This is a genomic window from Modicisalibacter xianhensis (assembly GCF_900113605.1).
In the GTDB taxonomy this organism is placed as follows: domain Bacteria; phylum Pseudomonadota; class Gammaproteobacteria; order Pseudomonadales; family Halomonadaceae; genus Modicisalibacter; species Modicisalibacter xianhensis.
This window is the reverse complement of the sequence record NZ_FOPY01000008.1, coordinates 173922-199712: the sequence shown is the minus strand read 5'-3', so window position 1 is coordinate 199712 and position 25791 is coordinate 173922. Positions and strand designations below refer to the sequence as shown.

Sequence of the window (25791 nt, the reverse complement as noted above, 5' to 3'; positions counted from 1 at the left end):
AGAAGCCAAGCGCAAGGCCGAGGAAGAAGCCAAGCGCAAGGCTCAAGAGGAGGCGCGCCGTGCAGCCGAGGCCGCTCAGAAAGCCGCTGCCTCGTCGCTGGATAACTTGATTGCCGGCGAGGCTGAAGCGATCGCCAATGCGAAGCAGGCTGCCCAGGCGTCCAACGGATTCATCAATCTGGTCAGGCATGCGATCGAGCAAGCCTGGATACTGCCCGCCAGCGCCACCAATCAGTTGCGTGCTGTAGTCCGTATCCAGTTGCTGCCCACGGGTGAACTGGTCAGCGCGAGAATCATCGAAAGCAGTGGTGACAGTGTTTTTGACCGCTCCGTACTTCAGGCCGTCGAGCGAGCTGCACCGTTCCGCGAAATAAGAGAGCTTCCTCTGGCTGCACAGAGCCAGTTCCGTGAATTCAACCTGGACTTCAACCCCAAGGATGTACGCCGATGAAACGTGTTGTTTCCATCATGGTCGGCCTGTGGTTGGCATTGTATGTCAGTTTGGCCAACGCAGACCTGACCATTGAAATTACCAAGGGCAGTGATCAGGCCATTCCTATCGCCGTCGTGCCTTTTGCAACCCAAGGGCAGGGCGCGCTTCCCGAAGACATTGCCCAGATCGTCAGTGACGATCTGGCGCGTAGCGGCCAGTTTTCACCGTTGTCTCGCGGCTCGCTGATTGCCCAGCCCAATCGCAGCGAGGATGTGCATTACAGGGATTGGCGAGCTGTCGATAGCAATTACCTCGTTGTCGGCCAGGTCACGCCCCAGGGCGATGGCTACAGCGTTCAGTTCGAACTCATGGATATCTATGGTGAGCGGCGCATGATCGGCGAGGTCGTCAATGTTGGCCGTGACCAGTTGCGTAGCGCCGCTCACTACGTCAGCGACAAGGTCTTCGAGGCGATTACCGGCATTCGAGGCGCTTTCTCGACGCGTATCGCCTATGTCACGGCTCAGGGAGCAGCAGATAACCGCCGCTACGCATTGCATGTGGCCGATGCGGATGGCCATAACAGCCAGCAGATCCTTTCCTCGCAGCAGCCTATTCTGTCCCCGGCCTGGTCGCCGGATGGCAACAAGCTCGCCTACGTCTCCTTCGAATCGGGCCGTCCCGCCATCTACATTCAGGATCTGGCCAGTAGCCAGCGTATCCAGGCGACGTCGTTCGAAGGCATCAATGGTGCACCTGCCTGGTCCCCGGATGGTCGGCAGTTGGCCATGTCGCTTTCGAAGGATGGGCAGCCCGAAATCTATATCATGGATATTGCTTCGCGCAGCTTCCGGCGATTGACCAACAATTCTGCCATCGACACCGAGCCCGATTGGGCGCCCGATGGACAGAGCCTGGTCTTTACTTCGGATCGTAGTGGTGGACCACAATTGTATCGCTACAATCTTGCCAATGGGCAGGCGGAAAGAATAACATTCACGGGAAGCTACAATTCGCGCGGTCGCTTCTCACCTGATGGGGAAACGCTGTTTCTTATCCATCGGGACGATCAGGGCTTCCATGTCGCAAAGAAGGACCTGGAGACCGATCGCATGACCATTCTTACCGACTCACGGTGGGATGAGTCACCTAGCGTGGCCCCGAACGGTAGCATGGTGATCTTCGCTACCCAGCAGGGTAATCGTGGTGTGCTGGGTGTCGTGTCGGCCGATGGCAATGCCTCCTACCGTCTACCCTCGGCACAAGGCGATGTGCGGGAACCCGCCTGGTCGCCGTTCATGAACTAAAAATGTGTCATTCTAATTCCGAGCAAGGAGTTATCATGCAATTCAATTCTTACGCCAAGTCCTTGGTTGTCGCCGTGTCCTTCGCTGTCATGGCTGGCTGTACCAGCACTGGCGGCTCCCAGGACGGGAGCATGGATGGCACTGGGTCTGCAGGGGCTGCGGGGCAGGGAGTGACCAGCGGCCAGGCCAGCGGCACTCAACTCGGCCAAGGCCAGGGTTATGGTCAGGGCCAGGGCCAGGATTCACGTATCCCCGATCAGCGCACCATTTACTTCGACTACGACCGCGACACCATTCGTCCCGAGTTTGAATCCGTACTGAACTCTCATGCTCAGTACCTGCGTTCCAATCCCAATGTATCCGTCATCCTGCAAGGGCATGCTGACGAACGTGGCACCCGCGAGTACAACTTGGGCTTGGGTGAGCGTCGTGCGCAGTCCGTCGAGCGTTATCTTACCGTTCAGGGCGTGTCTCCTTCCCAACTGGAGATTGTCAGCTATGGCGAGGAGCGTCCTGCTGTTGATGGTCACTCCGAACAGTCCTATGCTCAAAATCGGCGCGTAGTCTTCGATTACTAAGCTTCGGAGTTACCAATGAAACACGGTCTGAAAAGACTGTGCGGCGCGGGAGCATTGATGCTCCCGCTGTCCGTATGGGCAGCACCCGTGGTCGAAGATCTGTCTTCTTCCGGGTCGCGCACATTCTACGAAAATACCCAGGCTAGAGAGCCCACGCCTGGTGCCAGTCTGCAGATACTCAATCAGCTTCAGGAAAACCAGCGTCAGATTCAGGAGTTGCGTGGCCAGGTCGAGGAGTTGCGCTATCAGCTCGAGCAGCAACGCAAGCTCGCCCAGGAGCGCTACCTGGAACTCGAGGAGCGTATTGCCGCTGGGGTTAGTCAGGCAGGTGCAGCCGGCGCAACTCAGTCGGGAGGCGATCCCGATGCCGCCAATGCCATGCAGGGCAGCAGCCAGGATGGGCAGCAAGCCTACCAGGCAGCGTTCCAGAAAGTACAAGGCCGGGATTTCGATGCCGCAATCGCGGCGTTCAATGATTTCGTTCAGCAGTATCCGAACTCCCCTCTGCGCGCCAATGCTTATTATTGGCTAGGCGAACTATATTCCAGCCGTTCTGAGCTGGAGCCCGCCGCGCAGGCATTCACGACCGTGATCGATCAATATCCGCAAAGCAACAAGGTGCCGGATGCCCTGTATAAGCTGGGCCTGCTGAAGGCGCGCCAAGGCCAGCCCGAAGCCAGCAAGCAGTTGCTCACGCGCGTTCGACAAGAGTATCCCGAGAGCAACGCGGCCAGCATGGCTGGCGATTTTCTCAATCAATCCGGTCTGTAGCGAAGGCTGGCACATCGAATATCGATGTGCCTTGTCTTGTGCAAGACCGTGGGAGTCGCAATGACTTGCAAGATCGATTACCAGGCGCCGACAGATTTGCTCAAGGATCGGGTGATTCTGGTAACCGGAGCTGGCGATGGTATCGGCCGAGCCGCTGCGTTGGCTTATGCTCAGCATGGAGCGACGATCATTCTGCTCGGCAGGACCATCGCAAAACTCGAATCGGTTTACGACGAAATCGAGGAAGCCGGTTGGCCGCAGCCTGCCATCTTTCCCCTCAATTTCGAGGGTGCCACCCTGAAGGATTATCAGGACATGGCCGACACACTTCACAAGGAGTTCGGTCGACTGGATGGCATACTGCATAATGCAGGTCTGCTTGGGCGGATAACTCCGTTCGAACAGTACAATCCGCAGCTCTGGGATCAGGTCATGCAAGTGAATATCACTGGTCCTGTCTGGATGACCCAGGCTTTGCTCCCGCTGCTCAAGGCGTCGCAAGATGCATCGGTGATTTTTACGTCTTCCAGTGTCGGTCGCAAGGGCAGGGCATTCTGGGGCGCCTATGCCGTTTCCAAGTTTGCGACAGAAGGCTTCGTCGAGGTACTGGCCGACGAGCTGGAAAACCTGACGAGCATCCGTGTGAACAGTATCAATCCCGGGGCGACTCGCACCCAGATGCGCAAGACGGCCTTCCCGGGTGAGGATCCCAACACACTGCGTACACCTGCCGAGATCATGCCTACCTATCTATGGCTAATGGGCCCGGAGAGCCAGGGGACCACCGGCGAACGCTTTGATGCCCAACCGCCTCGTCAGTGAGTTTCTCGTCTCGTTTGATTTTCAATGCCTCCGCAGGGAGGCATTTGCATTATTGCGCTTCGTCGCTGGTAACCAGGGCATCGACCAATTCTGACGGGCTGTCGAACCAGCAATCGGCTTTCCAGTCCTCGCGTTTTTCGCTTTCGGCGATATAGCCGTAACCGACGGCGATGGCAGTCATGCCGGCAGCATGCGCCGCTTGCATGTCGCGAGCGTGATCCCCGATATACCAGCATTGGTGCGGAGCCACTTCCAGCCTTCGTGCTGCCTCCCAAAGAGGTTCGGGAGAGGGTTTCTTGACAGGAAGATCATCTGCACAAAGAAGCACGTGAGGGGATAACGACAAGGCTTCAAGCAAAGGTTCCGTGTAGATGCGCGGCTTGTTGGTAACGATCCCCCAGCGACGGGGCGGTCGGGCCCAGCGCTCAAGGAGCCGCTCCAGGCCGGAAAATACCTTGCTCTCGACGGCGACATCCTTGCCGTAGGCTGAAAGCAGGAAGTGGCGTGCCTCGGCATGGTCGGGGTGGTCTTGCGTGAAGCCCAGTGCCAGTGTCACTAGGGCGCTGCCTCCATTGGAGACCTGGGCGCGTATGGTTTCATACGGCAAGGGAGGCAATTCGTGGTGCTGGCGTAGCGCATTGGTTGCGCGCGCCAGATCGGGGGCGGTATCGATCAGGGTACCGTCCAGATCAAAGAGCAGACACCGGGGCGAAGACAGCGATGCAGTCAAAGCGTCTCCTCCATCGAGCAGTGCATCATGTAGTTGACCGAGACATCGCGTGGCGCCAGGCGATAGTGCTTGGTCACCGGATTGTAGGTCAGCCCGCATTGCTCGCGGACTCGCAGGCCGGTGGCACGGCACCAGGCAGAGAGTTCAGATGGGCGAATGAACTTGCGGTAATCGTGGGTGCCACGAGGAAGAAGCCTGAGGACGTATTCGGCGCCAAGTATCGCAAAGGCATACGCCTTTGGATTGCGATTGATGGTGGAAAAGAAAATGTGGCCTCCCGGCTTGGCCAGGGTCGCACAAGCTCTTACCACTGCTGCCGGGTCGGGTACGTGCTCGAGCATTTCCAGGCAGGTCACGATATCGAACTCGCCAGGATGCGCATGCGCCATTTCCTCGGCGCTGGCTTGCCGGTATGTTACCTCGACACCGCTCTCCTGTTGATGTAGCCGTGCCACTGCAAGAGGTGCTTCACCCATGTCGATGCCAGTGACCTGGGCGCCACGGTGTGCCATGGCCTCGCTCAGGATTCCGCCACCGCAGCCCACATCGATGACGTGCTTGCCGGCGAGACCGGCGCGCCCGTCGATGAAGTCAAGGCGAAGTGGATTGATGTCATGCAAGGGCTTGAACTCACTGTCTCGATCCCACCAGCGGCTAGCCAGGGCTTCGAACTTGGCAATCTCGTGGTGGTCGACATTGCCGCGATGATCATTGGTCTCACGTTGCGCTTGCATCATCTGGTCTCTCGGGATTGGGCTGTAGATGCCATGGACTGCTGATAGGCATGAGCCATGTGCTTGAGTTGGGTAATATCGATATCGATCAGCCGGCCTTCATCGACACGTAGCTTGCCATTGATCCAGACATGGCTGACTTGCCGGCTGTGCATGGCGTAGACAATTGCCGAAGCGGGATGATGCACGGGCAGAGTATTGATGGCATCGAGGTCGACAGCGATCAGGTCGGCATCGTATCCCTCGATGAGCTGGCCGCGGCGATGGGCCATCCCCAAGGCTTTCGCCCCGTCCCGGGTGGCCATGGCCAAGGCCGCCATGGCCGGTAGGGCAGCGGCATCGCCGTGCACGGCTTTGGCAAGGAGAGCGGCGCTTTTCAGTTCGTCGAACATGTCCAGATCATTGTTGCTGGCAGCGCCGTCGGTGCCCAAAGCGACATTGATGCCGGCAGCCTGCAGGCGAGCGACAGGGCAAAAGCCACTGGCCAGTTTCAGGTTGGACTGGGGGCAATGAATGACATGAGTACCGCTGTCGCGCAGGATCGCCACGTCCTCGTCATCGACTTGTGTCACGTGCACCGCCTGGAAGTCAGGCCCCAGCAGTCCGGCTTCGTAAAGCCGCCGCAGGGGCCGTTTGCCATGCCTGGCCAGTCCCTGCTCGACTTCGTCGGCAGTTTCGTGAACGTGCATCTGGATTGGCAGGCCCAGGCGATTACGCGCTTCGACCAAGCCTGCCAGGCTGTCATCCCCCACGGTATACGGAGCGTGCGGGCCAAACGCAAGGCTGATCGTCGGGTGGTCATGGTAGCGTTCGATCAGCGATTCGGTTTGTCTCAGCCCGGTATGAAAATCTGCTGACCAAGGTGTCGGAAAATCGATCAAGGGAGTGCATAGTTGCGTGCGCATGCCGAATCGTTCCACTGCCTCGGCAACGGGTTCAGGAGCGAGGTACATGTCGGCAAAGGTCGTTGTTCCAGAGCGCAGCATTTCAGCCATGGCAAGGCGAGTGCCGTCCGCAACGAAGTCAGGGGTGACATGCCTCGCTTCGGCCGGCCAGATATGCTCGTTGAGCCAAGTCATCAGAGGCAGGTCGTCGGCATAACCGCGCATCAGGCTCATGCCGGCATGGTTGTGCGCATTGATAAGCCCCGGCAGCAAGGCATGATGCTCCATTCGCAGCGTCTGTTTCGGTGAAACGTGTCGATGGGCTTCCTCGACAGGCCATGGCCCGAACAGGCGACCGGCGTCGATGGCGATGGCATGTTTCTCGAGAACCGGGAGTTCCTCGCTCATTGGCAGGATCCAGCGGGCTTCGATCAGTAATTCGACTTCGGGTGGTGTGATGAATGACATCACTTCCCTCCTTCGACCAGTTGCCCTGCATTCTACTATCTCTCGACTTTTTTTGTGGCCCGTTGCACTCTTTCCCGGAAAGAGTTGCCGGAATCGTTACCGAAAACCTCAAGTGAGGTAGCCAAGGATAGAATGTCATCGATTACATACTGAGTTGATCGATGGCGGCGAGCCATGTACGGTGATGACTCATTGTTACATTGGCACTTCGGCTACCAGTGGCCATGGAGTGAAGTTTGCCAAAGTTCGCTTTGATCGCTGCTTGCGCATGTGAGTGGCATCAAATCGGACACCTCGTAAGAGGCATTTGTCAGGTTGCTTGGATACCAACGTAACCATTTGTGTCATACTGAAAAACATTATCATCATGTTGGAGGGACCCCATGATTCGTAAGGCCGTTCTCCCCGTTGCAGGGCTCGGTACCCGTTGTCTTCCCGCCTCTAAAGCCATCCCCAAGGAAATGATCACCATCGTCGACAAGCCGGTCATCCAATATGTCGTCGAAGAAGCGGTGAAAGCAGGGATCAAGGAGATCGTACTGGTTACGCACTCCAGTAAGGGCGCCATCGAAAACCATTTCGACAAGCATTTCGAACTTGAGACTATGCTCGAGGCCAAGGGCAAGGATGACATGCTTGAAGAGGTGCGCAATATCGTGCCTGACGATGTCAGCATCATCAGTGTTCGCCAGCCCGAGGCGCTGGGGCTTGGTCATGCCGTGCTCTGTGCACGTGCCGTTATCGGTGACGATGAGCCGTTCGCCGTGCTGCTTCCCGATGTCCTCGTCGACGATGCCGGGCTGCAGAAGAACGATCTTGCGGGCATGATCGATGCCTATGAGGCGACCGGCGATGCTCAGATCATGGTCGAGAACGTGCCCCAGGAACTGGTCTACAAATATGGCATCGTGGCGCTCGAAGGAAATGCGCCGGAGCCTGGCAAGAGCGCACCGATTACCGGCATGGTAGAGAAGCCCAAGGTCGAGGAAGCACCCTCGACATTATCGGTCATTGGCCGTTATCTACTGCCGGGCAAGATATTCCCCCTGCTGGCGGATACCCCGCCGGGGGCCGGCAATGAAATTCAGTTGACCGATGCCATTGATGCCCTGCGCAAGCAGCAAGGGGTTGCTGCCTTCCGCATGCAGGGCACGACCTACGATTGTGGTCATCAGCTGGGTTATCTGGAAGCGACCCTGGCCTACGCCAAGCGGCACCCCAAATTCGGCCAAGGCTTCAACGAGCTACTCCAGCGTTATGCTAGCGAGGAGTAAGCGATGCGCATTGTCGTACATGGTAGCGAGCTAGCTGCAGCGACTGCGGCAGCTGCTCTCTCATCGGTAGGCCATCAAGTTGACTGGTGGCCACACCCGGATGCTCCCTGGTCGCAGTTGTCCCGCGCCGAATGGTTGACTGGTGAGCCTGGTGTCGTCGAGCAGATCGATGCCGGGCATCGTTCCGGTGCACTTCGATTATTCGAGAACGGGGCGGGCGCTGCCGAACTCTCTGGCGAATACGATATCGCCTGGTTGGCACTGGCACCGGACCAGCGTGACGCCGCAGAGCATTTCATCGAACTGGTCGCCGGGCAGCAGAGCTCGCCGTTGGTGCTGGTCAATAATTCCACCTTCCCGGTAGGGCATACGGAAAGCCTGGAATCCTTGTTGCGCCACGCGTCGCAGGTGGCGGTGGTGTTGCCCGACATGCTGGAAGAAGGACGGGCATGGCAGGCATTTACCCGGCCCACGCGCTGGCTGTTGGGGTGCGAGGATGACTGGGCCGAGGATCAAGTGAGAGAGCTGTTGCGTGCCTTCAACCGGCGTGCCGAGCTCTTCCAGCGCATACCTCGTCGCGCCGCCGAGCTGACCAAACTGGCCATCAACGGCATGCTGGCAACCCGCATCAGTTACATGAACGAAGTCGCGGGGCTGTCGGACTCCCTGGGTGTCGACGTGGAATATGTCCGTCAGGGGATGGGCGCCGATACCCGCATCGGGTACGAGTACCTCTATCCCGGCTGCGGCTTCGGGGGGCCGAACTTTTCCCGCGACCTGATGCGGCTGGCCGATGTGCAGCTTGCTACGGGGCGAGAGTCGCAACTCCTCGAGCAGGTTCTCGACATCAACGAGAACAAGAAGGAGACGCTGTTCCGCAAGCTGTGGAGCCACTTCCACGGCCAGCTCGAAAATCGAACCGTGGCTATCTGGGGCGCTGCCTTCAAGCCCGGTACGACGCGTATCGACCATGCCCCGGTGCTGACCTTGTTGCGTGCACTATGGGCTCAGGGTGTGCATGTTCGTCTTCACGACCCTGCCGCGCTGCCGGCCGTCAGGAAAGAAGTAGGTAACCATCCGCTGCTTACCCTGTGCGAAGGCGCGCCTTATGAAGCGTGTGAAGGTGCCGACGCACTGATTCTGGTGACCGAATGGAAATGTTACTGGAATCCTGATTGGCGACGGTTGGGGGACATGCTCCAGGAGCGGTTGATTCTCGACGGTCGCAATATCTATGACCCTGCTTATGTCGCTGCTCGCGGCTTGACCTATCGCGGCATAGGCCGACGTGCCGATCCCGCCTGATCGGGATCACGCTGCAGTTGGCAAATGATACGCCCCGCTATGCGGGGCGTTTACGTCAGTGGCCGATGTTCAGATACCGGGAGGCCACTTCGCGGCGCGCTTAACGGAAATTCTGTGCAACGAACTCCCAGTTGACGATATTCCAGATTGCCTCGAGATACTTGGGGCGCGCATTGCGATAATCGATGTAATAGGCGTGCTCCCATACGTCGATGGTCAGCAGTGGGGTCTGGTCATGAGCGATAGGGGTATCGGCGTCATCGGTATTGACGATCTCCAGATCGCCATCGGCTGTCTTGACCAGCCATGTCCAACCCGCTCCGAAGTTGCCTGCCGCCTTGGAATTGAACGCTTCCTTGAACTGTTCGAGCGAGCCGAACTTGGCGTTAATGGCATCGGCCAGGGGAGCGCTGGGCTCTCCGCCGCCGTGAGGAGACAGGCAGTGCCAGAAGAAAGTGTGGTTCCAGGCCTGAGCTGCCTGATTGAACAGCCCTCCGGACGAGGTTTTGATGATTTCTTCGAGCGATTTGTTCGCTTCGGCAGTGTCCTTGGTCAGCTCGTTCAGCTTGGCGACATAGGCCTGATGGTGCTTGCCGTAGTGGTATTCCAGCGTTTCCGCAGAAATATAGGGTTCCAGTGCATTCTTTTCATAGGGCAAGGCAGGCAATTCGAAAGCCATGATTTTCTCCTCTTGCAGGGGCAACGTGGAATACAGCGCACGATAAAAAACCTTACAATACCAAGCATCTGCACGCGGTGTCGTGAGGGCTCATCAGCTTGGGGTATGCTCACCCGTTCTGAAAAGCAATTTTCGGAGAGATTGCGGCACCGCCCGCTTCGCTGTGCCAGGGAAAAGAGAGGAAGTCGACATGGTGGAACGCTCGGATGAGCCGCGCTTGAACACACCAATCGTACCGGACCCCAGTGATGAACTGGCAGAGCGTCATCATCGTGGCGTAACGGGGTCATCGGCACGTACATGGCCCTTGTGGATCCTGGTCCTGCTGCTACTGGCCGGCCTTGCGGCCATTGCCGGTGTCTACTGGCAGGATCGGCAGGGCTGGCAGGCCAAGCAGCGCGAATTGCAAGGTCAGCTGTCCAATCTTCATGCACGCTTCGATAGCCTGGATGACCGGTACGAGATCACCGGAGTGGGGGAAAAGCTCGAGGCACTGGGATCGGCCCAGCGCAACTTGCAGGAGCGACAGGTCGGGCTGCAATCTGCCGTGCAAAAATTGGAAAATAGCAGTGCCGATGCGTCTAATATCAAGGAACTGGTTCAGCGCATCGAGACGAGCGAGGAGGAACGAGATACCCTGGCGGCGACATTGGATGCAATGCAGCGGTCGCTGGACGTCATTGAAACAAGCGGGGAAGATGCCCGGACGGCATTGCAGGAGCGTATGCAAGGCGTGGAAAGCGCTCAAAATACGACCGAGGAAGGCCTCGAGTCCGTGCGTAACACGCTCAGCGAAATCCGCACCGGCATCATAGCCATGCGTGAATCGAACCAACGGCTTGAGTCACGTGTCACAGAGCTGGACAATGCTTATACTGAACTTGAAAATCAAGTACAGGAGCTTGCCACTTTCGAAGATCGCCTGGAAGAAGTGGCATCGAACGTTGCGTCCCTTCAGTCCAACGATGAGCAGCAGCAGGCTCGCTTGGATCAGTTGGCATCGAGCATTGGCAGCAACCAGGCGGGGCTCACTGAACTCAGACAAAGCCTGCTGGTCCTGAGTGCCAGCGTAGAAAGTCTTAATAGCCAGGCAAGGCGATAGTCGTTCTAGCCACAGGACGTCACTCAAGGATCAGAGGAACCATGCAACCGAAAGAAATTATCAGACCCAATCTACTGTTGCGCATTGGCTCTACGTTACGGCGGTGCTGACGTATGCCTATGTCCCGGCAAGTTCTCCTGATCGTGTCGCTATCCGCTGGGGTATCAGTCTCACCCGCCCTGGCCCTGCAGGCGGATATCCAGGGTATCGAAGGGGAGGCGGCAGAGAACGTGGCCAATTATCTTGCTGCCTTCGATGCCACGGAGTACGGGAAGGGCCGGGTAAGGTCCGAGGTTGCCAGGCGCACCCGCGATGCGCTCAAGGCTTATGGATACTACGAGCCTGAACTAGATATCACCTTGGTCGGTGACAATCCCGTCGAGCGAGCGCGACTTCAGATTCAGCTCGGGCCAAGAGTCACCATTACCGAACTGGATGTCTCCGTCGAGGGAGACGCCAGTGACGATGAGGCTTTTCGGCAAGTGCTCGACGACTTGCCGCTGGAAGAAGGCGAACCGCTACGCCATGAGCCCTATGAGAGTTTACGTGGCCGTTTCTCGACCTTGGCCGTGGAAAGAGGCTATTTCGATGCCAATTTCACTGATCGGCGCATTGAGGTTCGCCCATGGGAAGAGAGTGCGCGCATTTACCTGACACTCGATAGCGGCGAGCGTTATGTCTTTGGCAATGTCCGTTTCGATGGCAGCCAGATAGAAGAGAGCCGGCTGCGTAACATGATGCCTTTCGATTCAGGCGATCCTTACCTGGCTGGCTCGTTGGCCGTCTATAGTCAGCGTCTTGGTGAAACCGGCTGGTTTCGAAGTGTCAGCGTACGCCCGCGCCTTCAAGGGCCGGCGGACGCTCTTATCCAGGCGCATCGAGGCTGGTGGGAGGCCGTCGATACCGGAACCGCTAGTGGGGGGGGCGTGCTGGATGACTCGCCCCTATTATCGGCCAGTGCCGTCAATGCCGCAAATCGCCTGGGACGCGAGCGGCCACCACGAGTGCCGGTCGACGTGAACCTGATCCCTGCCGATCGGCATCAGTTCGAGGTCGGGATCGGCTATGCCACCGATGTCGGCCCCCGCACCCAGTTTTCCTGGGAGCAACCTTGGCTGAATGAAGATGGCGACAGTTTAAGTCATGAACTTTACCTTTCTGCCCCCGAGCAGTATTTCAGTGGAACTTACACCATTCCGCTGGCCAATCCATTGACGGACAGCTACGAGTTGACCTACGGACTGAAGAACGAGGACAACGAGGATACCCAGAGCCTGGAGGCCTCTGTCGAGGTCGCACGTCGGTGGCTGTTCGAGAATGGCTGGACGCAGCGGCTGTATTTCCGAACGACATATGAGGATTTTACCCAGGCGGATCAGGAAGACCAGGTGTTGCTGATGTATCCCGGGATCAGTTGGGCTCGGGTGCGTACACGCAATCCGCGTTTTCCATCCTGGGGTGACAGGCAGCGTCTCTCCCTGGCGGCATCGAGTGATATCTGGGGATCAGATGCCTCGTTCTTGCGCGCCACGCTGGATTCCCAATGGATCCGCATGCTGGGCGAGGATACTCGCTTCGTTGGTCGCACCAGTATCGGTGCGATGCACACCGATGACTTCGACAAGATTCCTCCGTCGCTGCGCTTCTTTGCGGGCGGCGATCAGAGCGTAAGGGGCTACAGCTACGAGAGCCTGGCGCCCGAAAACGAGGATGGCGAGCTGCTGGGTGGTCAACACCTGTTGACTGCCAGCCTCGAAGCCCAGCGCCGGATTACTGGCGATTGGTGGGGTGCTGCATTTGTCGATACGGGCAATGCGTTCAACTCGTGGTGGCCGGACGAGTTGGCTACCGGGGCTGGTCTGGGTGTCCGCTGGGTGTCTCCTGTCGGGCCGGTTCGGTTTGACATCGCTCATCCCTTCGACAATGAGGAGGATTCGTGGCGTCTGCATTTCGCCATAGGTCCCGAGTTTTGATTACCATTCTACTGCGGTTGCTGATCTGGTTTCCCTTATGGTTGGTTGGGCTGGTCCTGTTCCTGTTGGGCCTTGCCTTGTCCCCGTGGGGTACGTCGTGGCTCGTGAGCCAAGGCGAGAAGCAAGGCTTCTTTTCAGTCGAGGATGTCAGTGGTGCACCTCTTGACGATCTGACCCTACAGGGGCTGGATATTACAGCTGGACCAGCAACTATCCGGATCGGTCGGCTGCACTTGGCGTGGGCAGAGGATTGCCTGCTTGATGGAAAGCTGTGTCTCGACGCCTTGCAACTAGCGGATGTCGACGTGAAGCTTCGCGAAGCCGATTCGCCAACGCAGGAAGCGTCGCCCCAGGAAGAGACCGGAAGTGGCATGCCTTCCATCGCCGTGCCCTTTCCTGTCGAATTGCGCGCTCTGGAGTTGCGTGATGTCGACGTTCGCTTGGCCGATGGCACTTATCTTGCTTTGCAGCACTTCACATCGGGTGCACGAGTTTCAGGCGATACCTTCACCTTGTTACCGACACGGCTGAGCGACGGCAGGCTCGTTCTGCCTGAATCGCCCGGCCAGCGCCTGGCCATGCCTGAGTCGCCAGCAGCCGATAACGGGGAATCCGATAGTGACAGCGGAGCGCAGGCAACATTTTTGACTGCGGATGCCATCGACGGAGCAATCGCTGTCACCGCGCCGATAGAACAAGGCGTTCAAGACGACAGTGGCGAGACACAGCAAGCCTCTGACGCGACGTCATTTGTCGAGCGCGAACCGATCGATCTGCCTGATATCTCTCTGCCAATGACCGTCAGGGTACCCAGCCTCGTCGTCGATAACTTCATTGTCGATGGTCCTGAGCGTCATGTCATCGACAGGCTCGCGCTCAGCCTGGAAGGCGAAGGTCACGACATTCGTTTGCACAGTCTGGCTGTGACGTCTTCCGATGCTGATGCCGAACTAAGTGCGCGCGTAAGCCTGCAGGACGCTTATCCTCTAAGCTCCGAACTGAATGCCGTCGTGCATCGCGAGCCGCTGGCAGGTGAAACGCTATCCCTGACGCTCGATGGCAGCCTGGGCGATCTGTCGGTGGGTATCGAGGCAAGCGGGCCTGTCGCCGCTTCTTTACAGGCACAGGCCGATGTGCTGGCTCCAACGTTACCGTTCAATGTCCTGCTCGAAGCGGATCGGGTGCAATGGCCTCTCGAAAAGACACGTGTCGAGCCAGCTGGACTCAATGCCGCTATCGAAGTAGCGACAGGCGCCAGTCCAGCAGAAGACAGTACTCAGCTCCACAGCCAGGCTCAAGCACCGTATGTCGTGGAAAATCTCACGTTGCGTGCCGACGGCGATCTGGCTAGCTACCGCACAGCATTGTCAGCCGCGGTCTCCGGAGGGGAGCTACCGGAGGAGATCAGCCTGGCGATGACCGGCGAAGGCGACATGCAGCGGTTTGCCTGGGCCCCACTGGCTGTCTCAGCCGACAGCGTAGCCTTGATCAGTCGCGGAGCCGTGCGCTGGTCGCCTCAGCTTGAAGTCGATGCCAGCGTGAACCTGGACCGTTTTTCACTCGATGCCCTGACCGACGCCGTCCAGGGCCGCTTGAGCGGCGATGCCGAACTTCATTTCGCCATGCGCGAAGCGCAGGAAGGCTGGCAATTGACGGTGCCCCAGCTCGACATCGAGGGGACGCTGCAGGAGCGACCGTTATCGCTGGAGGCACAGCTCAGCGGCAACAGCGAGATGCGCTGGCAAGTGGAGCGGTTGCGGCTGCGTCAGGGCGAAAATCGTCTGACGGCACAGGGCAGTCTCGCCGAAACGATGGACTTCAATGGCGAGTTGAATGCGCCGGCACTGGGAACGATCCTTCCCCAACTGGGAGGAAGTGCCCAAGGACGTTTTGCCGTGGCGGGAACGCTCGAGGCACCTCAACTGGACCTCACGCTGTCGGGCAACAATCTTCGCTATGCCGAGAACCGGCTCGATCGCCTGCGCCTGGATGCCGAGACGGCCGGCCTGGAAGATCCGCGTCTCGACGTAGCGATGGATGCCTATGGCATCGAGGCGGGTGGGCAACGTATCGAGCACGTCGACCTCGATCTGGATGGCCGCCTATCCCGGCATCAGCTCGAGCTGGTTGTCGATGCCGCCGAGACGATGCCGCTGTCCAGGGCGTCTTTGGCCATGACAGGCGGGCTGAATGCGGAGCGCACCCGCTATCAGGGGCGCCTGACGTCGCTGGCAGTCGATACCGAACAGGCGGACCTGCGACTTGCCGAAGCGACAGGGTTTACCGTTTATCTCCCGGAAGGGCGAGTCACGGCTGAGCCTTTCTGTTTGGTGCGCCAGCAAGGAGGCCGTCTCTGCGCCGTGGAGCCGCTTCAGGCGTCTGCTGAGCGTGGTAGTGTCGACCTGGCGCTGCGCGACTTTCCCATGGATATAGTGAATGCTGCGCTTCCCGACGCCTGGCGAGCCGAGGGGGAAAGCAATGGTCGCATCAATCTGGCCTGGTCCAGCGGTGGGCGCTGGTCGGCTCAGGCGGATCTGCAAAGCCGGTTGGCATTGAGCGGTGAAGACGCCTACGGGCAGCCCTGGTCGCTCCCTGATTCGCGCCTCTCCTTACAACTGAACGCTACGCCTGCAAGTGCCAATATCGAATCGACCCTGACGCTAGCCGGGGCCGGCGAACTGGCGGTGGATGCCACGATCAATGATCCTACCGGCAATGCTCGACTGGGAGGCAGCGTCACATTGGATGATATTCGGCTGGCTCCCTATCGGCGGTTGACCACCGGCCTGGAACAGTTGGAAGGGACGTTGGAGGGGCAAGTCGGTCTGGGCGGCACGCTCACCGATCCCCGCCTCAATGGCAATCTGCAGTTGGGTGACTTGCGAGTGAGTGGCGAGGATATCCCTGTGGCCATTCGTGACGGTCGCCTGGATATCCAGCTTCTGGGTGACAACGCCACGCTCGACGGCTTCGTGGCTGCTGATGAGGGGCGCCTGGAACTGCAAGGCCAGGCCCGCTGGCCAGCGCCCGGCGAATGGGTGGCCGACCTTGGGATCGAAGGTACCGAGTCGCCGCTGCTGGTCGAAATGCCAGAGTTCGGGCGCTTGCGTGTCGCACCAGACCTGGACATCCAGGCGACGCCTGAGTTGCTGCGTATTCGCGGCGATGTCCAGGTACCCTGGGCCCGGCTGACCGTGGCCAAATCAGAGTCACCTCCTTCCGCTGTGGCGCCGAGCTCGGATGAGGTGATTATCACCCGCGAAGACGAACAGCGAGCTCGTGAAGCGGCACGTCAAGCACTTCAAGAGGCGACGGAAGGCGCCGATGAAGCGACGGCGCAGGCCTTGCAGGAGGCCGGCATGAGTCTCGATGTGGCGGTCGATGTGTCGCTGGGGCCCGACGTGCAGCTTGAGGCTTATGGTCTGGCTGCAGAATTGCAGGGCGATTTGCAGGTGCGCCAGAGTAACGGCCCGGTTCAACTGTTTGGCGAAGTCAACCTGATCGACGGTCGCTACCAGGCCTTCGGTCAGGACCTGATCATTCGCCGTGGCCAGGTGCTGTTCAGCGGACCGGCATCGCAGCCGCGCCTGCAGTTCGAGGCGATTCGCAACCCCGAGACCACCGAAGATGATGTGATTGCCGGCTTGCGTGTGACAGGGCCAGCCTCACAGCCCAACCTGTCCATCTTCTCCGAGCCTGCCATGGACGAGAGCCGGGCGCTGTCCTATCTGCTGCGTGGTCGGGCACCGGAGGACGCCGGCAACGATGGCGCACTGACCTCGGCCTTGATCGGGCTGTCGCTGTCGCGTACTGGCGGCGCTGTGGGCCAGTTGGGACAGGTCTTCGGGGTCGAGGACTTGAGTCTGGATACTGCGGGCAGCGGGGAAGAGAGCCAGGTCGTCGTCAGCGGCTACCTCTTCGACGACCTGAAAGTCAGCTATGGCGTGGGAATATTCTCACCGATCGCTCAACTGACGCTGCGCTACAAGCTGTTTCAGAACCTCTATGTCGAGGCGGTTTCCGGTGCGGCCCAGGCCGTGGATCTGATCTATACCTTCAGTCTCGGGCGCAGCAACGCTTCGCCTTGAGGCCGCTGTCGCATGGGCAGGAAGTATTGCGACCGGTCGGTAGTGAACGCCACTGGGCGTCGCCATCGACATAGAACCATTGGTGTGCCGCTTCGTCGAAGCGAAAGCGGCTGGTTTCCTGCAGCGTGAAGAAGCGGCCATCCTACCGGCCCAGGGCTTGGAAACGGACCCATCCTTCTGGCGGTTGGGCCTCGCTGGCCTCGATATCCAACCGAAGCCAGCGAGGTTGTGCGCCTTCAAGGGCATGTCGAGGTGGCCGGGTCTCGGGCGCCCAGGTGGCTAGCAGCACCTCGGTCATGCCCAGCGCGAAGGCGGTGAAGCGGGCGCGCATCAGTGCTTCAGGCACGACAGCGCGAGAAGGTGCAAGATGTACCGGCTGACAGCACTGGGCGTAGGCTTCATGGCTGCCACAGGGGCAAGATCGGGAATTATCATTCTGAACCAAGAGGAGACGACTCCATGTGGTCACGTGACAAACAGCGTATGCCGTCGGCTGAAGAAGCCTTGCCGGGACGTGCAGAGTCGATGCGAATCTCCGGCCAGCACCTCGTCAACGGCAACTCGATGATACCGCCTTTCCCGCCCGGCTGTGAGGAGATCGTTCTGGGGCTGGGGTGTTTCTGGGGCGCCGAACGCCTGTTCTGGCAATTACCAGGCGTATACGTGACGGCAGTGGGGTATGCCGGAGGCTTCACCCCCAATCCGTCATACGAAGAGACTTGCACGGGGCGAACCGGCCACACCGAAGTGGTACGTGTGATTTATGATCCTGCTGAAATCGCTCTCGAGCGTATTCTGCAAGTTTTCTGGGAGTCTCACGATCCGACCCAGGGCATGCGCCAGGGCAACGATATCGGTAGCCAGTATCGTTCGGCGATCTACACTACCAACGAAGAACAGCTTCGGGAGGTTGAAGCCAGTCGCGATCGCTATCAGCAGGCATTGAGCGAGGCAGGCAAGGGCAAGGTCACCACCGAGATCGCTCCGCTCGACACGTTCTTTTACGCTGAAGAATATCACCAGCAATACCTGGCCAAGAATCCCGGCGGTTACTGTGGCCTGCGGGGTACCGGCGTGACTTGCCAGCTCAGCTCGGTCGGTTCGTCATGACCTGCAAATGGCGTGGCACACTGCTCCAGTCCTGCAACTGATGACATACCCGCTGCGCCAGCCAAGATCGGAGGCGGCCGCGGTGCGACTCGATGAAGCCGACATGGCCGCCGTGGCTGGCAATCTCGACACGGACGGCATCGCTGGGTCTCGGCAGGCGTTCGAACAGGTCGCCCGGCATGAAGGGGTCGTCGGCAGCGTGCAGGATCAGGGTTGGCAATTCGATATCCCCCAGCAGGCGACCGGCAGAGGCGCGCCGGTAGTAATCACTGGCTGAACTGAAGCCATGCAGCGGGGCCGTCACTTCATTGTCGTAGGCCCAGAAACTGTCCAGCCGGCCGAGTTGGTACGAGGAGAGGCCGATGGGTAGAGGCTCGGTAGCCATCTTGGCGATGACCTTCAGCTTGAGTGACTTCAGCAGGTAGCGCTGATAGTGGCGGGAGAAACCATGATTCAGCGCGTCGGCACAGGCAGCGAGATCGAGGGGGGCACTGATGGCGATGGCGCCGGCCAGATCCAGGCCATCGCCGCCTTGTTCGGCAACCAGCTTGAGCAGCATGTTGCCACCCAGGGAAACGCCTGCCGCCACCTTGATTGCCCTGGGATAACGCCGCGCGAGATGGGCGATGAACCAGTAGGCATCCGCGGTATCCCCCGAGTGATACGCTCGGGGCAAACGATTGGGGGCTCGACCGCAGCCCCGAAAGTGCATCATTACCGTGCGCCATCCCAAGGCGCTGGCAGAGGCCATGATATCTCTCGCGTAAGGCGAGTCGAACCCTCCCTCCAGTCCGTGAAACAGCACGAACACTGGAGCGTCATTCTGGAGGGGAGCCGGGCGTGCCCAAGCTAGCTCGACGAAATCGCCATCGGGAAGATTGAGTATTTCGGTATCGCGCTCGAGCGCCGTCAGGGGGCGCAGACGTGGCAACAGGGTCTGGACATGACGGTTGCTCAGCCCCTTGGCGGGCCGGAAGTCTGCGGGAACGATGCGTGTCATGCGGACCTCGCTGCGAATCTCCTTATCAGCATATCGCTCCCGGTCCGACTGACAAGTAGCCAAAAGGCGACTTAGGATGTCATCTGGACGCGCGTCAAATTTTCCTGGTCCTCTTTAGTCACCAGAACGTTATCTTCGATGCGTATCCCCCCATGGCTGGCAAGGGTATCCACTTTCATCCAGTCGATGTGAGCCCCGGCAGTACTGTCTCTCAGAGGCTCGAGCAGCATGGGAATGAAATACAGGCCAGGTTCCACCGTGACGACCATGTCGGCTTCGAGTTCACGCGTCAGCCGCAGCGCAGGGTCGCCCTGCGGTGCAGGAAGCGGTTGACCGTCAGGTGTCATACGTCCCCCCACATCGTGTACCTGCAGGCCAAGCAGATGGCCAAGTCCATGCGGACAGAATGCACGTGTAATGCCGGATTCGACGGCAGCCTCTTCGCTACAGTGAATCAGGCCGTGCTCAATCAGCAGCGTGCCGAGCGCCTGATGCATGTGCTGATGCAGGGCGATGAACGATACACCGGGACGAATGGCCTCGATCAGGCGTTGTTGCATGACGTTCATGGAGTGGATCAGCGCACTGAATTGCGGGTCGGCATCGTTGCCCGCCCAGGTGCGGGTAATGTCGGCGGCATATCCGGCGACACTGCGTCCGGCATCGACCAGCAGGCTTGAGTAACTGGCTGGTGGGTGCACGTTGTAGTGCTGATAATGCAGAACGCCGGCATGCCGGTTGAGGCCAATGATATTCTGATAGGGAACGTCGGACTCCCGTTGCCGACTGGCGCCCAGAAAAGCCAGTTGGATGTCGAGCTCCGTTGTGCCGGCGTTGAAAGCGTCGCGAGCCGCTTGGTGCCCGGCCAGGGCAAGGCGATTGGCTTCACGAATGCAGTCGACTTCATAGGGGGTCTTCTTCACCCGCAATTCATCGAGTGCGCGTAGCAGGTGGGGGGGATTCAGTTCGCCGCCCAGTCGCTCGGCAATACCGGCAGGCACGTCGCCAAGGACTGCCAGCCGGCCACGAGGGGGGCGGGGAGGCGCCGTTTCGGCTGTGGGACGGATATCGAATCGAGTGGTCCATGGCGCGTCTGGCAACTCGGGGGGCAAATGCCAGAAGTCGGCCGGCGCATGCAGGTACAGTGTCGGCTTGGTGCCGGGACGAATATAAAGCCAACTGTGGCTTAAACCGGGCATTGGCACCCAATGCAGGAAATGTGCATAGGTCCGGAAGGTTGCTGCCTGGTCATCGGCATGATGGCAGCGAGGCTCGCCACTATAGAGCAGGAACCCTTCATAGCCCTGCGCTTCGGCCACTCTCTGGTAAGCGCTTGTTAACCAGTCCAGGTGATTCAACTGCGCCGTCGGGCAATTATCGCTCATGTCACGGTCTCCTGAAGTTGCTGCCAGAGGTCATCGAGGCCTGGATGCCGATGTTCGCGGTAACGATAAAGACGCAACTCAAGAGGTACGTTCCAGCGTTCATCGCCAGCATGCACGAGTTCACCAGAGGCCAGCGAGCGCTGCGCTGTGCGTAACGGCAGCCAGCCGATACCGTAACCCTGCGTGACGAGCTCCTTGATGTTGGCCGTCTGCACGTTCTCGTTGAGTTTCATCAAATGCACTTCCTGCGAGGCCTGCGCGAGTCTTGCCTCGAGCACGGCGTGCAACAGGCCGCGCGGATGATAGGCAATGTAGGGTAACGGTTGGCGTCGCTGGCCTGGCAGGGCATACCGGGGCCTGCCATTTTCGTCCGGGGCACTGACGGGGATCAGTGTTTCGGTGTCGATGCACAGGTGTTCGTAGGCAGACAGATCCAGCGCCAGCGGACAACGCCCTTGCGGCCAGTAGCAGAAGGCGAGATCGCACTCGTCACGCTCCAGGGCGTGAAAGTAGTCGAGCAGAAGCCAGCTGGTGGCTCGCAGGTAGGGTTCGACACGCTCCTGCAAGTCGTGTCGGGCAAGCCAGTCTGGAAGTACATAGGACAATACGCTCTGCGGTGCGGCTATGACGATACGCCGGGCCTGGTTATCCGCAATCTGGTGCAGGCGTTCGCGTGTCAGGCGCACTCGTTCGGTCACGTGCTCGCACAGGAGCAGGAATTCCTCACCTGCCGGGGTCAGCGACAATGGCAAGGTCTGCCGGTTGACCAGCGTCAGCCCCATCTCTTCCTCGAGCAGCTTGATGCGCCGTGAGAAGGTTGGCTGAGTCACGTTCTGCGCATCGGCGGCGCGCGAGAAATGACGCGTCTTGGCCAAGGCAATGAAGTCTTCCAGCCAGCGAATCTCCATCGCCTACTCCAAGCCTCCCTGTGTGACGGTGGTCGCACAAGGTAACGCTATCGTGTTTGCACCGTGATTCATGCCGTGATCCGACCTTCCTCGACGGCATGACAGGCGACACGGGTTCCGCCATCGGCCACGATCAGTTCGGGCACTTCCTGGCGGCAACGCTCGTTGGCATGTGGGCAACGGCCATGGAACACGCAGCCCGAGGGCAGGTTGACCGGCGTGGGCACTTCACCCGACAGGCGGATATGGTCGGGTCGGTCATCCTCCAGACGCGGAATGGCCGAAAGTAGCGCCTGGGTATAGGGGTGCTGTGGCTTGGCGAACAGTTGTGACGTTGCTGCGATTTCACATACCCGACCCAGGTACATGACCACGACACGCGAGCCAAAATGTTCGACGACGGCCAGGTCATGAGTGATGAACAGATAGGTCAGTTGGCGATCGCGCTGGGCATCCATCAACAGATTCAGGACCTGCGCCTGGATCGATACGTCCAGTGCCGAAATCGGTTCGTCAGCCACGATGAATTCCGGATCGACCACCAGGGCGCGGGCAATGGCGATACGCTGACGTTGGCCACCGGAAAACTCGTGCCCGAAGCGCTTGCCCCAGTCGGGATCGATCCCCACCGACTCCATCACCTCGGTGACCTGCTGGCGGACGCGCTCGCGGCTCCAGTCGGGGTGATGGAAACGCAGCGGCTCTTCCAGCGTCTGCTGAATGGTCATGCGCGGGTTCAGCGAGGCATAGGGATTCTGGAAGATCATTTGCATGCGTCGCCGATACGGCAGCAATTGGCGCGGGCTAAGGTGATCGATGCGTTGGCCGTCGTAATGGATCTCGCCGCCCGATGGCGACAGCAGTCCCATGACCATGCGTGCCACGGTGGACTTGCCGCAGCCGGACTCGCCGACCACGCAGAGCGCCTCGCCGCGCTGAACGTCAATGTCGACACCATTGATGGCATGCACATAGTTCTGGCGTCGTACCAGCTTGCCGCGCTCGAAGCGCAGTTGATCGAGAAAGTCTCCCGATAGGGAAAAGCGTTTCTCGAGACCGCGAATCTCGACCAGCTTGGTTTGTGACGTGGGTCGCACAACTGCCTCGGAGGCTTGTGAAACGGCCTGGCTCATGAAACCTCCTGGGATGTCTTGGACCGTCCATTATCGCGCGGTTCGCTATCGACCAGGTCGCGCACCATATGGCAGGCAACGCGACAATTGCCCGATGTGACGAAACCAGGCACCTGTTCGCGGCAATCGCGGCGCAGGTTGCCTGCGTCATCCTTCGAAAAGCTGCAGCGAGGATGAAAGGCACAGCCGGGAGGTATGTTGGCCAATGATGGCATGGCCCCAGGAATCTGGTTGAGACGATGGCCGGGCGTCGCCATCTGTGGCAGAGCGTTGATCAGCCCCTGGGTGTAGGGATGCTGGGCATCGTTGATGATTTCCCGGGTCGGACCTTGCTCGATGACACGTCCGGCATACATGACCAAGGTGCGTTGAGTGACCTGGCTGACCACGCCCAGGTCATGGGTGATCAGGATCAATGCCACATTGTGCTTTTCGCAGAGTTCGAGCAGCAACGTCATGATCTCGGCCTGGATGGTCACGTCGAGCGCCGTGGTCGGCTCGTCGGCGACGATGATATCCGGATCGAGCAGCAACGCGATGGCTATGATGATGCGCTGACGCATGCCGCCCGACAACTCGTGCGGATACTGGTCGAGCCGCTTCTCGGGGGACGGGATGTAGACCTGGCGAAGCTTATTCAGGGCAACGTTGCGTGCTTCCCGGCTGCCGATGCGGCGGTGTGCCTTGAGGCACTCGACCATCTGATCGCCGATGGTCAGCACGGGGTTGAGCGTCATCATCGGGTCCTGGAAGATCATCGAGATCTTGTTGCCACGAATCTTCTGCAGTGCCTTGGGCTTCAGGGTCGTCAGTTCCTGGCCATCGAAGCGGATGCTGCCGCCGGCAATATAGCCCGGCTTGGTGATCAGGTTGAGGATGGTGAAGGCAGCCACCGACTTGCCGGCCCCCGATTCCCCCACGATACCCAGGCGCTCGCCCCGGTCGAGCGTAAAGCTGACGTCACGCAGGGCACGGACTTCGCCCTGGCGCAGTGCGAAACGCACGTCGAGATTGTTGACTTCGAGAAGTGCCATGCATTCAGCCCTTGTAGAGACGCGGGTTCATGACGTCGCGCAACCAGTCGCCCAGCAGGTTGATCACCAGTACCAGAACGACCAGCACCGTGCCGGGAATCAATGTGATCCACCATGAGCCGGACTGGATGTAATCGAAGCCGGACTTGATCAGCGAGCCCAGGGAAGGCTGCGTTTCCGGCATGCCCAGTCCGAGGAACGACAGGGCCGCTTCCGAGATGATGGCATTGGCGACCTGCACGGTGGAAATGACGAAGATCGGCGACAGCGTGTTGGGCAGGATATGGCGGAACATGATGCGCTTGGCGCGAAAGCCCATCACTCGGGCTGCGTCGACATATTCCTTGCTGCGCTCGGCGAGCACCGAGGCGCGAACCGTGCGCGCATACTGGGGCCACTCGGCCAGGCCGATGATCAGTACCAGCAGAATCACTGCGTATTCGCTGAAAGTCTCTCCACCGAAGGTGGCCTTGAATACTGCCCCGACGATGATCGCGACCATCAGGGTGGAAAATGATAACTGGATGTCTGCCAGACGCATCAGGAAGGCATCGACACGCCCGCCGAGATAACCGGCCAGCAGGCCGAACGAGACGCCGATCAGTGCCTGCAGGATGACCGCCCCGAAACCGATGATCAGCGAGACGCGTGCCCCATAAAGGATGGTCGACAGCAAGTCGCGCCCTTGGGCATCGGTGCCGAGCAGATACAGCGGGTCGCTGCCTTCGATCCAGAAAGGTGGCAGCTCAGAGCTGAGAATATCGATCTGTGCCAGGTCATACGGGTTCATGGGGGCGAGCCATGGTGCCAGAATGGCGGCTGCAACCATGGCCACAAACACCAGCAGGCAGACCTGGGCGATCAGGTCTCGCTTGAAACTGTACAGCAGATACGAGTCACGGAAGCGCGCCCAGCGCGAGGGCACGGGTATTGTTATCGTCGTCATGCGGGCTTGCCTGTCAGTTTGACCGTGGGGTTGACTAGTCCGTAGATCAGATCCACCAGAGTATTGGTAATCACGAAGATCAGGCCGACCACCATCAGGTAGGTGATGATCAGCGGTATATCGGAGCGCTCGATCGCATCGAGGAACATCAGGCCCATGCCGGGCCATTGGAACACCGTCTCGGTAAGGATGGTAAAGGCGACCAGCGTACCGATTTGCACGCCCCCGACGGTAATGACCGGCAGCATGGTGTTCTTGAGTGCATGCAGGAAGTAAATGCGGCGCATGCTGATGCCCTTGGCCTTGGCGAACTTAACGTAGTCCGATTGCAGCACCTCGAGCATTTCGGCACGGATCAGGCGGATGAACAGCGGTAGCATGATCGAGGCCAGCGAGATTGCCGGCAGTACCAGGTAGGTCAGGCTGTCCCAGGACGCGAAATTGGTATACCAGGTGCCGACCACATGGGTCAGGTCGTTGCCGCGGCCATAGGCCGGCATCCCCCCTTCGGTAGAGAGCAGCCCATTGAGCCAACTGCCCCAACCCGTGGTTTCCGGAAACGGCGTGACGCTGATGCCGATCGAGAATATCTGGATAAGCACGATGGCGGTCAGAAAAACCGGGATCGAGATGCCGACGATCGACACACCCATGAACAGCCGGGACAGCGGAGAGCGCGGCTTGATGGCGCTATAGACCCCGATGGGCACGGATAGCGTAACGATAAGGAATGTCGCGGCTGCCACGAGCTCGAGGGTGGCGGGCAAGTGCCGCAGGATGACATCGGTGGTCGGCTCGTTGAAAAAATACGAATAGCCGAAGTCGAACTGCACCGCATTCTTGGCAAAGCGCAGGTATTGCACCAGGAACGGATCGTTCAGGCCGAGTTCCTCGCGCAGGGCGGCACGCTCGCTCTCGGGAACCGACTGGCCGACCATCTGCTGGATCGGGTCGCCCAGGTTGTCCTGGATGGCGAAACTGATCACGCTGATGACGAACATCACCAACAAGGCGTGAAACAGGCGCTTGATCAGAAAGGCAATCATGGATTGCGGGTCCTGTCTTGGCACGAAAGGCCCCTCGGCAGGATGCTGGTCGCCGAGGGGTTTCCTGATGATGGAGGAGGG

General features: G+C 59.4%; 24 protein-coding genes. 11 read left to right on the top strand and 13 right to left on the bottom strand.

The genetic code is table 11. From position 1 onward, the window contains the following. From tolA to BM194_RS11615, 5 genes are all read left to right on the top strand, one after another. On the top strand, positions 1-451 hold a 451-nt coding region (tolA, locus tag BM194_RS20920), incomplete at its 5' end, for a cell envelope integrity protein TolA (protein WP_244890947.1). Continuing rightward, positions 448-1740 (top strand): Tol-Pal system beta propeller repeat protein TolB, encoded by a 1293-nt coding sequence (gene tolB, locus BM194_RS11630; RefSeq protein ID WP_092846907.1) that lies wholly within the window; start codon positions 448-450, stop codon positions 1738-1740. The genes tolA and tolB, both read left to right, overlap by 4 nt. A 35-nt stretch (positions 1741-1775) precedes the next feature. After that, the gene (gene pal, locus BM194_RS11625; protein ID WP_092846905.1) at positions 1776-2318 is read left to right on the top strand and encodes a peptidoglycan-associated lipoprotein Pal; all 543 of its coding nucleotides are present in this window, start codon (positions 1776-1778) and stop codon (positions 2316-2318) included. Positions 2319-2333: 15 nt separating this feature from the next. Then, a complete protein-coding gene (gene ybgF / locus BM194_RS11620) occupies positions 2334-3089 on the top strand; it encodes a tol-pal system protein YbgF (RefSeq protein WP_092846903.1) in 756 nt (251 codons plus the stop codon). Positions 3090-3149: 60 nt separating this feature from the next. Then, positions 3150-3911, top strand: a complete 762-nt coding sequence (locus BM194_RS11615; protein ID WP_092846901.1) for a YciK family oxidoreductase — start codon at positions 3150-3152, stop codon at positions 3909-3911. 49 nt (positions 3912-3960) lie between these two features. Here BM194_RS11615 and BM194_RS11610 read toward each other — a convergent pair whose 3' ends face one another. From BM194_RS11610 to BM194_RS11600, 3 genes are read right to left on the bottom strand one after another with little or no spacing between them, the layout of a single operon-like run. After that, positions 3961-4641, bottom strand: coding sequence for an HAD-IA family hydrolase (locus BM194_RS11610; protein WP_244890946.1), 681 nt, complete (start codon positions 4639-4641; stop codon positions 3961-3963). Then, positions 4638-5378, bottom strand: a complete 741-nt coding sequence (ubiG, locus tag BM194_RS11605; protein ID WP_092846899.1) for a bifunctional 2-polyprenyl-6-hydroxyphenol methylase/3-demethylubiquinol 3-O-methyltransferase UbiG — start codon at positions 5376-5378, stop codon at positions 4638-4640. The genes BM194_RS11610 and ubiG overlap by 4 nt, the downstream gene beginning before the upstream one ends. Continuing rightward, entirely contained in the window at positions 5375-6727 is a 1353-nt protein-coding gene (locus BM194_RS11600) for a TRZ/ATZ family hydrolase (RefSeq protein ID WP_092846897.1), read from the bottom strand. The genes ubiG and BM194_RS11600 overlap by 4 nt, the downstream gene beginning before the upstream one ends. A 383-nt stretch (positions 6728-7110) precedes the next feature. Between BM194_RS11600 and galU the strand changes: the two genes are divergently transcribed. Together galU and BM194_RS11590 are read left to right on the top strand one after the other, a co-directional pair. Next, complete coding sequence (gene galU / locus BM194_RS11595; RefSeq protein WP_092846895.1) at positions 7111-8001, top strand: UTP--glucose-1-phosphate uridylyltransferase GalU; 891 nt, start codon at positions 7111-7113, stop codon at positions 7999-8001. Positions 8002-8004: 3 nt separating this feature from the next. Continuing rightward, the gene (locus BM194_RS11590) at positions 8005-9306 is read left to right on the top strand and encodes a nucleotide sugar dehydrogenase (protein WP_092846893.1); all 1302 of its coding nucleotides are present in this window, start codon (positions 8005-8007) and stop codon (positions 9304-9306) included. Positions 9307-9406: 100 nt separating this feature from the next. Here BM194_RS11590 and BM194_RS11585 read toward each other — a convergent pair whose 3' ends face one another. Then, positions 9407-9985, bottom strand: a complete 579-nt coding sequence (locus BM194_RS11585; RefSeq protein WP_092846891.1) for a superoxide dismutase — start codon at positions 9983-9985, stop codon at positions 9407-9409. Positions 9986-10292: 307 nt separating this feature from the next. On the opposite strand from BM194_RS11585, the gene BM194_RS11580 reads away from it, so the two are divergent. The 3 genes from BM194_RS11580 to tamB all read left to right on the top strand — a co-directional run bounded on the left by BM194_RS11580 (position 10293) and on the right by tamB (position 17148). Next, the gene (locus tag BM194_RS11580; RefSeq protein WP_143097590.1) at positions 10293-11087 is read left to right on the top strand and encodes a hypothetical protein; all 795 of its coding nucleotides are present in this window, start codon (positions 10293-10295) and stop codon (positions 11085-11087) included. 119 nt (positions 11088-11206) lie between these two features. Further along, a complete protein-coding gene (tamA, locus tag BM194_RS11575) occupies positions 11207-13060 on the top strand; it encodes an autotransporter assembly complex protein TamA (RefSeq protein ID WP_340148083.1) in 1854 nt (617 codons plus the stop codon). Continuing rightward, entirely contained in the window at positions 13057-17148 is a 4092-nt protein-coding gene (gene tamB / locus BM194_RS11570) for an autotransporter assembly complex protein TamB (RefSeq protein WP_244890945.1), read from the top strand. The genes tamA and tamB overlap by 4 nt, the downstream gene beginning before the upstream one ends. Here the strand turns inward: tamB and BM194_RS21135 are convergent. Together BM194_RS21135 and BM194_RS20790 are read right to left on the bottom strand one after the other, a co-directional pair. Further along, on the bottom strand, positions 17117-17272 hold the full coding sequence (locus BM194_RS21135) for an SEC-C metal-binding domain-containing protein (RefSeq protein ID WP_218155393.1): 156 nt from the start codon (positions 17270-17272) through the stop codon (positions 17117-17119). The two genes, tamB and BM194_RS21135, sit on opposite strands and share 32 nt — an antisense overlap. 18 nt (positions 17273-17290) lie before the next feature. Next, positions 17291-17494: a YchJ family metal-binding protein gene (locus tag BM194_RS20790; protein WP_218155390.1), complete on the bottom strand. Its 204-nt coding sequence runs from the start codon at positions 17492-17494 to the stop codon at positions 17291-17293. 113 nt (positions 17495-17607) lie between these two features. Between BM194_RS20790 and msrA the strand changes: the two genes are divergently transcribed. Beyond that, positions 17608-18258: a peptide-methionine (S)-S-oxide reductase MsrA gene (msrA, locus tag BM194_RS11560; protein ID WP_092846885.1), complete on the top strand. Its 651-nt coding sequence runs from the start codon at positions 17608-17610 to the stop codon at positions 18256-18258. Here the strand turns inward: msrA and BM194_RS11555 are convergent. From BM194_RS11555 to BM194_RS11525, 7 genes are all read right to left on the bottom strand, one after another. Beyond that, positions 18236-19258, bottom strand: coding sequence for a hydrolase (locus BM194_RS11555; RefSeq protein WP_092846883.1), 1023 nt, complete (start codon positions 19256-19258; stop codon positions 18236-18238). The genes msrA and BM194_RS11555 overlap by 23 nt on opposite strands. Before the next feature lie 71 nt (positions 19259-19329). Further along, entirely contained in the window at positions 19330-20643 is a 1314-nt protein-coding gene (pepQ, locus tag BM194_RS11550) for a Xaa-Pro dipeptidase (protein ID WP_092846881.1), read from the bottom strand. Further along, positions 20640-21551, bottom strand: a complete 912-nt coding sequence (locus BM194_RS11545; RefSeq protein ID WP_092846879.1) for a LysR family transcriptional regulator — start codon at positions 21549-21551, stop codon at positions 20640-20642. The genes pepQ and BM194_RS11545 overlap by 4 nt, the downstream gene beginning before the upstream one ends. 68 nt (positions 21552-21619) lie before the next feature. Beyond that, the gene (locus BM194_RS11540; protein ID WP_092846877.1) at positions 21620-22684 is read right to left on the bottom strand and encodes an ABC transporter ATP-binding protein; all 1065 of its coding nucleotides are present in this window, start codon (positions 22682-22684) and stop codon (positions 21620-21622) included. Continuing rightward, a complete protein-coding gene (locus tag BM194_RS11535) occupies positions 22681-23718 on the bottom strand; it encodes an ABC transporter ATP-binding protein (protein ID WP_092846875.1) in 1038 nt (345 codons plus the stop codon). The genes BM194_RS11540 and BM194_RS11535 overlap by 4 nt, the downstream gene beginning before the upstream one ends. A 4-nt stretch (positions 23719-23722) precedes the next feature. Continuing rightward, on the bottom strand, positions 23723-24664 hold the full coding sequence (locus BM194_RS11530; protein ID WP_092846873.1) for an ABC transporter permease: 942 nt from the start codon (positions 24662-24664) through the stop codon (positions 23723-23725). After that, the gene (locus tag BM194_RS11525; protein WP_092846871.1) at positions 24661-25710 is read right to left on the bottom strand and encodes an ABC transporter permease; all 1050 of its coding nucleotides are present in this window, start codon (positions 25708-25710) and stop codon (positions 24661-24663) included. The genes BM194_RS11530 and BM194_RS11525 overlap by 4 nt, the downstream gene beginning before the upstream one ends. Positions 25711-25791 lie beyond the last annotated feature (81 nt).

Bases quoted from the DNA above. Each gene is read 5' to 3' on its own strand.
- tolB (WP_092846907.1), top strand. From the start codon at position 448: ATGAAACGTGTTGTTTCCATCATGGTCGGCCTGTGGTTGGCATTGTAT.
- pal (WP_092846905.1), top strand. From the start codon at position 1,776: ATGCAATTCAATTCTTACGCCAAGTCCTTGGTTGTCGCCGTGTCCTTC.
- ybgF (WP_092846903.1), top strand. From the start codon at position 2,334: ATGAAACACGGTCTGAAAAGACTGTGCGGCGCGGGAGCATTGATGCTC.
- BM194_RS11615 (WP_092846901.1), top strand. From the start codon at position 3,150: ATGACTTGCAAGATCGATTACCAGGCGCCGACAGATTTGCTCAAGGAT.
- ubiG (WP_092846899.1), bottom strand. From the start codon at position 5,378: ATGATGCAAGCGCAACGTGAGACCAATGATCATCGCGGCAATGTCGAC.
- BM194_RS11600 (WP_092846897.1), bottom strand. From the start codon at position 6,727: ATGTCATTCATCACACCACCCGAAGTCGAATTACTGATCGAAGCCCGC.
- galU (WP_092846895.1), top strand. From the start codon at position 7,111: ATGATTCGTAAGGCCGTTCTCCCCGTTGCAGGGCTCGGTACCCGTTGT.
- BM194_RS11590 (WP_092846893.1), top strand. From the start codon at position 8,005: ATGCGCATTGTCGTACATGGTAGCGAGCTAGCTGCAGCGACTGCGGCA.
- BM194_RS11585 (WP_092846891.1), bottom strand. From the start codon at position 9,985: ATGGCTTTCGAATTGCCTGCCTTGCCCTATGAAAAGAATGCACTGGAA.
- tamA (WP_340148083.1), top strand. From the start codon at position 11,207: ATGTCCCGGCAAGTTCTCCTGATCGTGTCGCTATCCGCTGGGGTATCA.
- msrA (WP_092846885.1), top strand. From the start codon at position 17,608: ATGTGGTCACGTGACAAACAGCGTATGCCGTCGGCTGAAGAAGCCTTG.
- BM194_RS11555 (WP_092846883.1), bottom strand. From the start codon at position 19,258: ATGACACGCATCGTTCCCGCAGACTTCCGGCCCGCCAAGGGGCTGAGC.
- pepQ (WP_092846881.1), bottom strand. From the start codon at position 20,643: ATGAGCGATAATTGCCCGACGGCGCAGTTGAATCACCTGGACTGGTTA.
- BM194_RS11545 (WP_092846879.1), bottom strand. From the start codon at position 21,551: ATGGAGATTCGCTGGCTGGAAGACTTCATTGCCTTGGCCAAGACGCGT.
- BM194_RS11540 (WP_092846877.1), bottom strand. From the start codon at position 22,684: ATGAGCCAGGCCGTTTCACAAGCCTCCGAGGCAGTTGTGCGACCCACG.
- BM194_RS11535 (WP_092846875.1), bottom strand. From the start codon at position 23,718: ATGGCACTTCTCGAAGTCAACAATCTCGACGTGCGTTTCGCACTGCGC.
- BM194_RS11530 (WP_092846873.1), bottom strand. From the start codon at position 24,664: ATGACGACGATAACAATACCCGTGCCCTCGCGCTGGGCGCGCTTCCGT.
- BM194_RS11525 (WP_092846871.1), bottom strand. From the start codon at position 25,710: ATGATTGCCTTTCTGATCAAGCGCCTGTTTCACGCCTTGTTGGTGATG.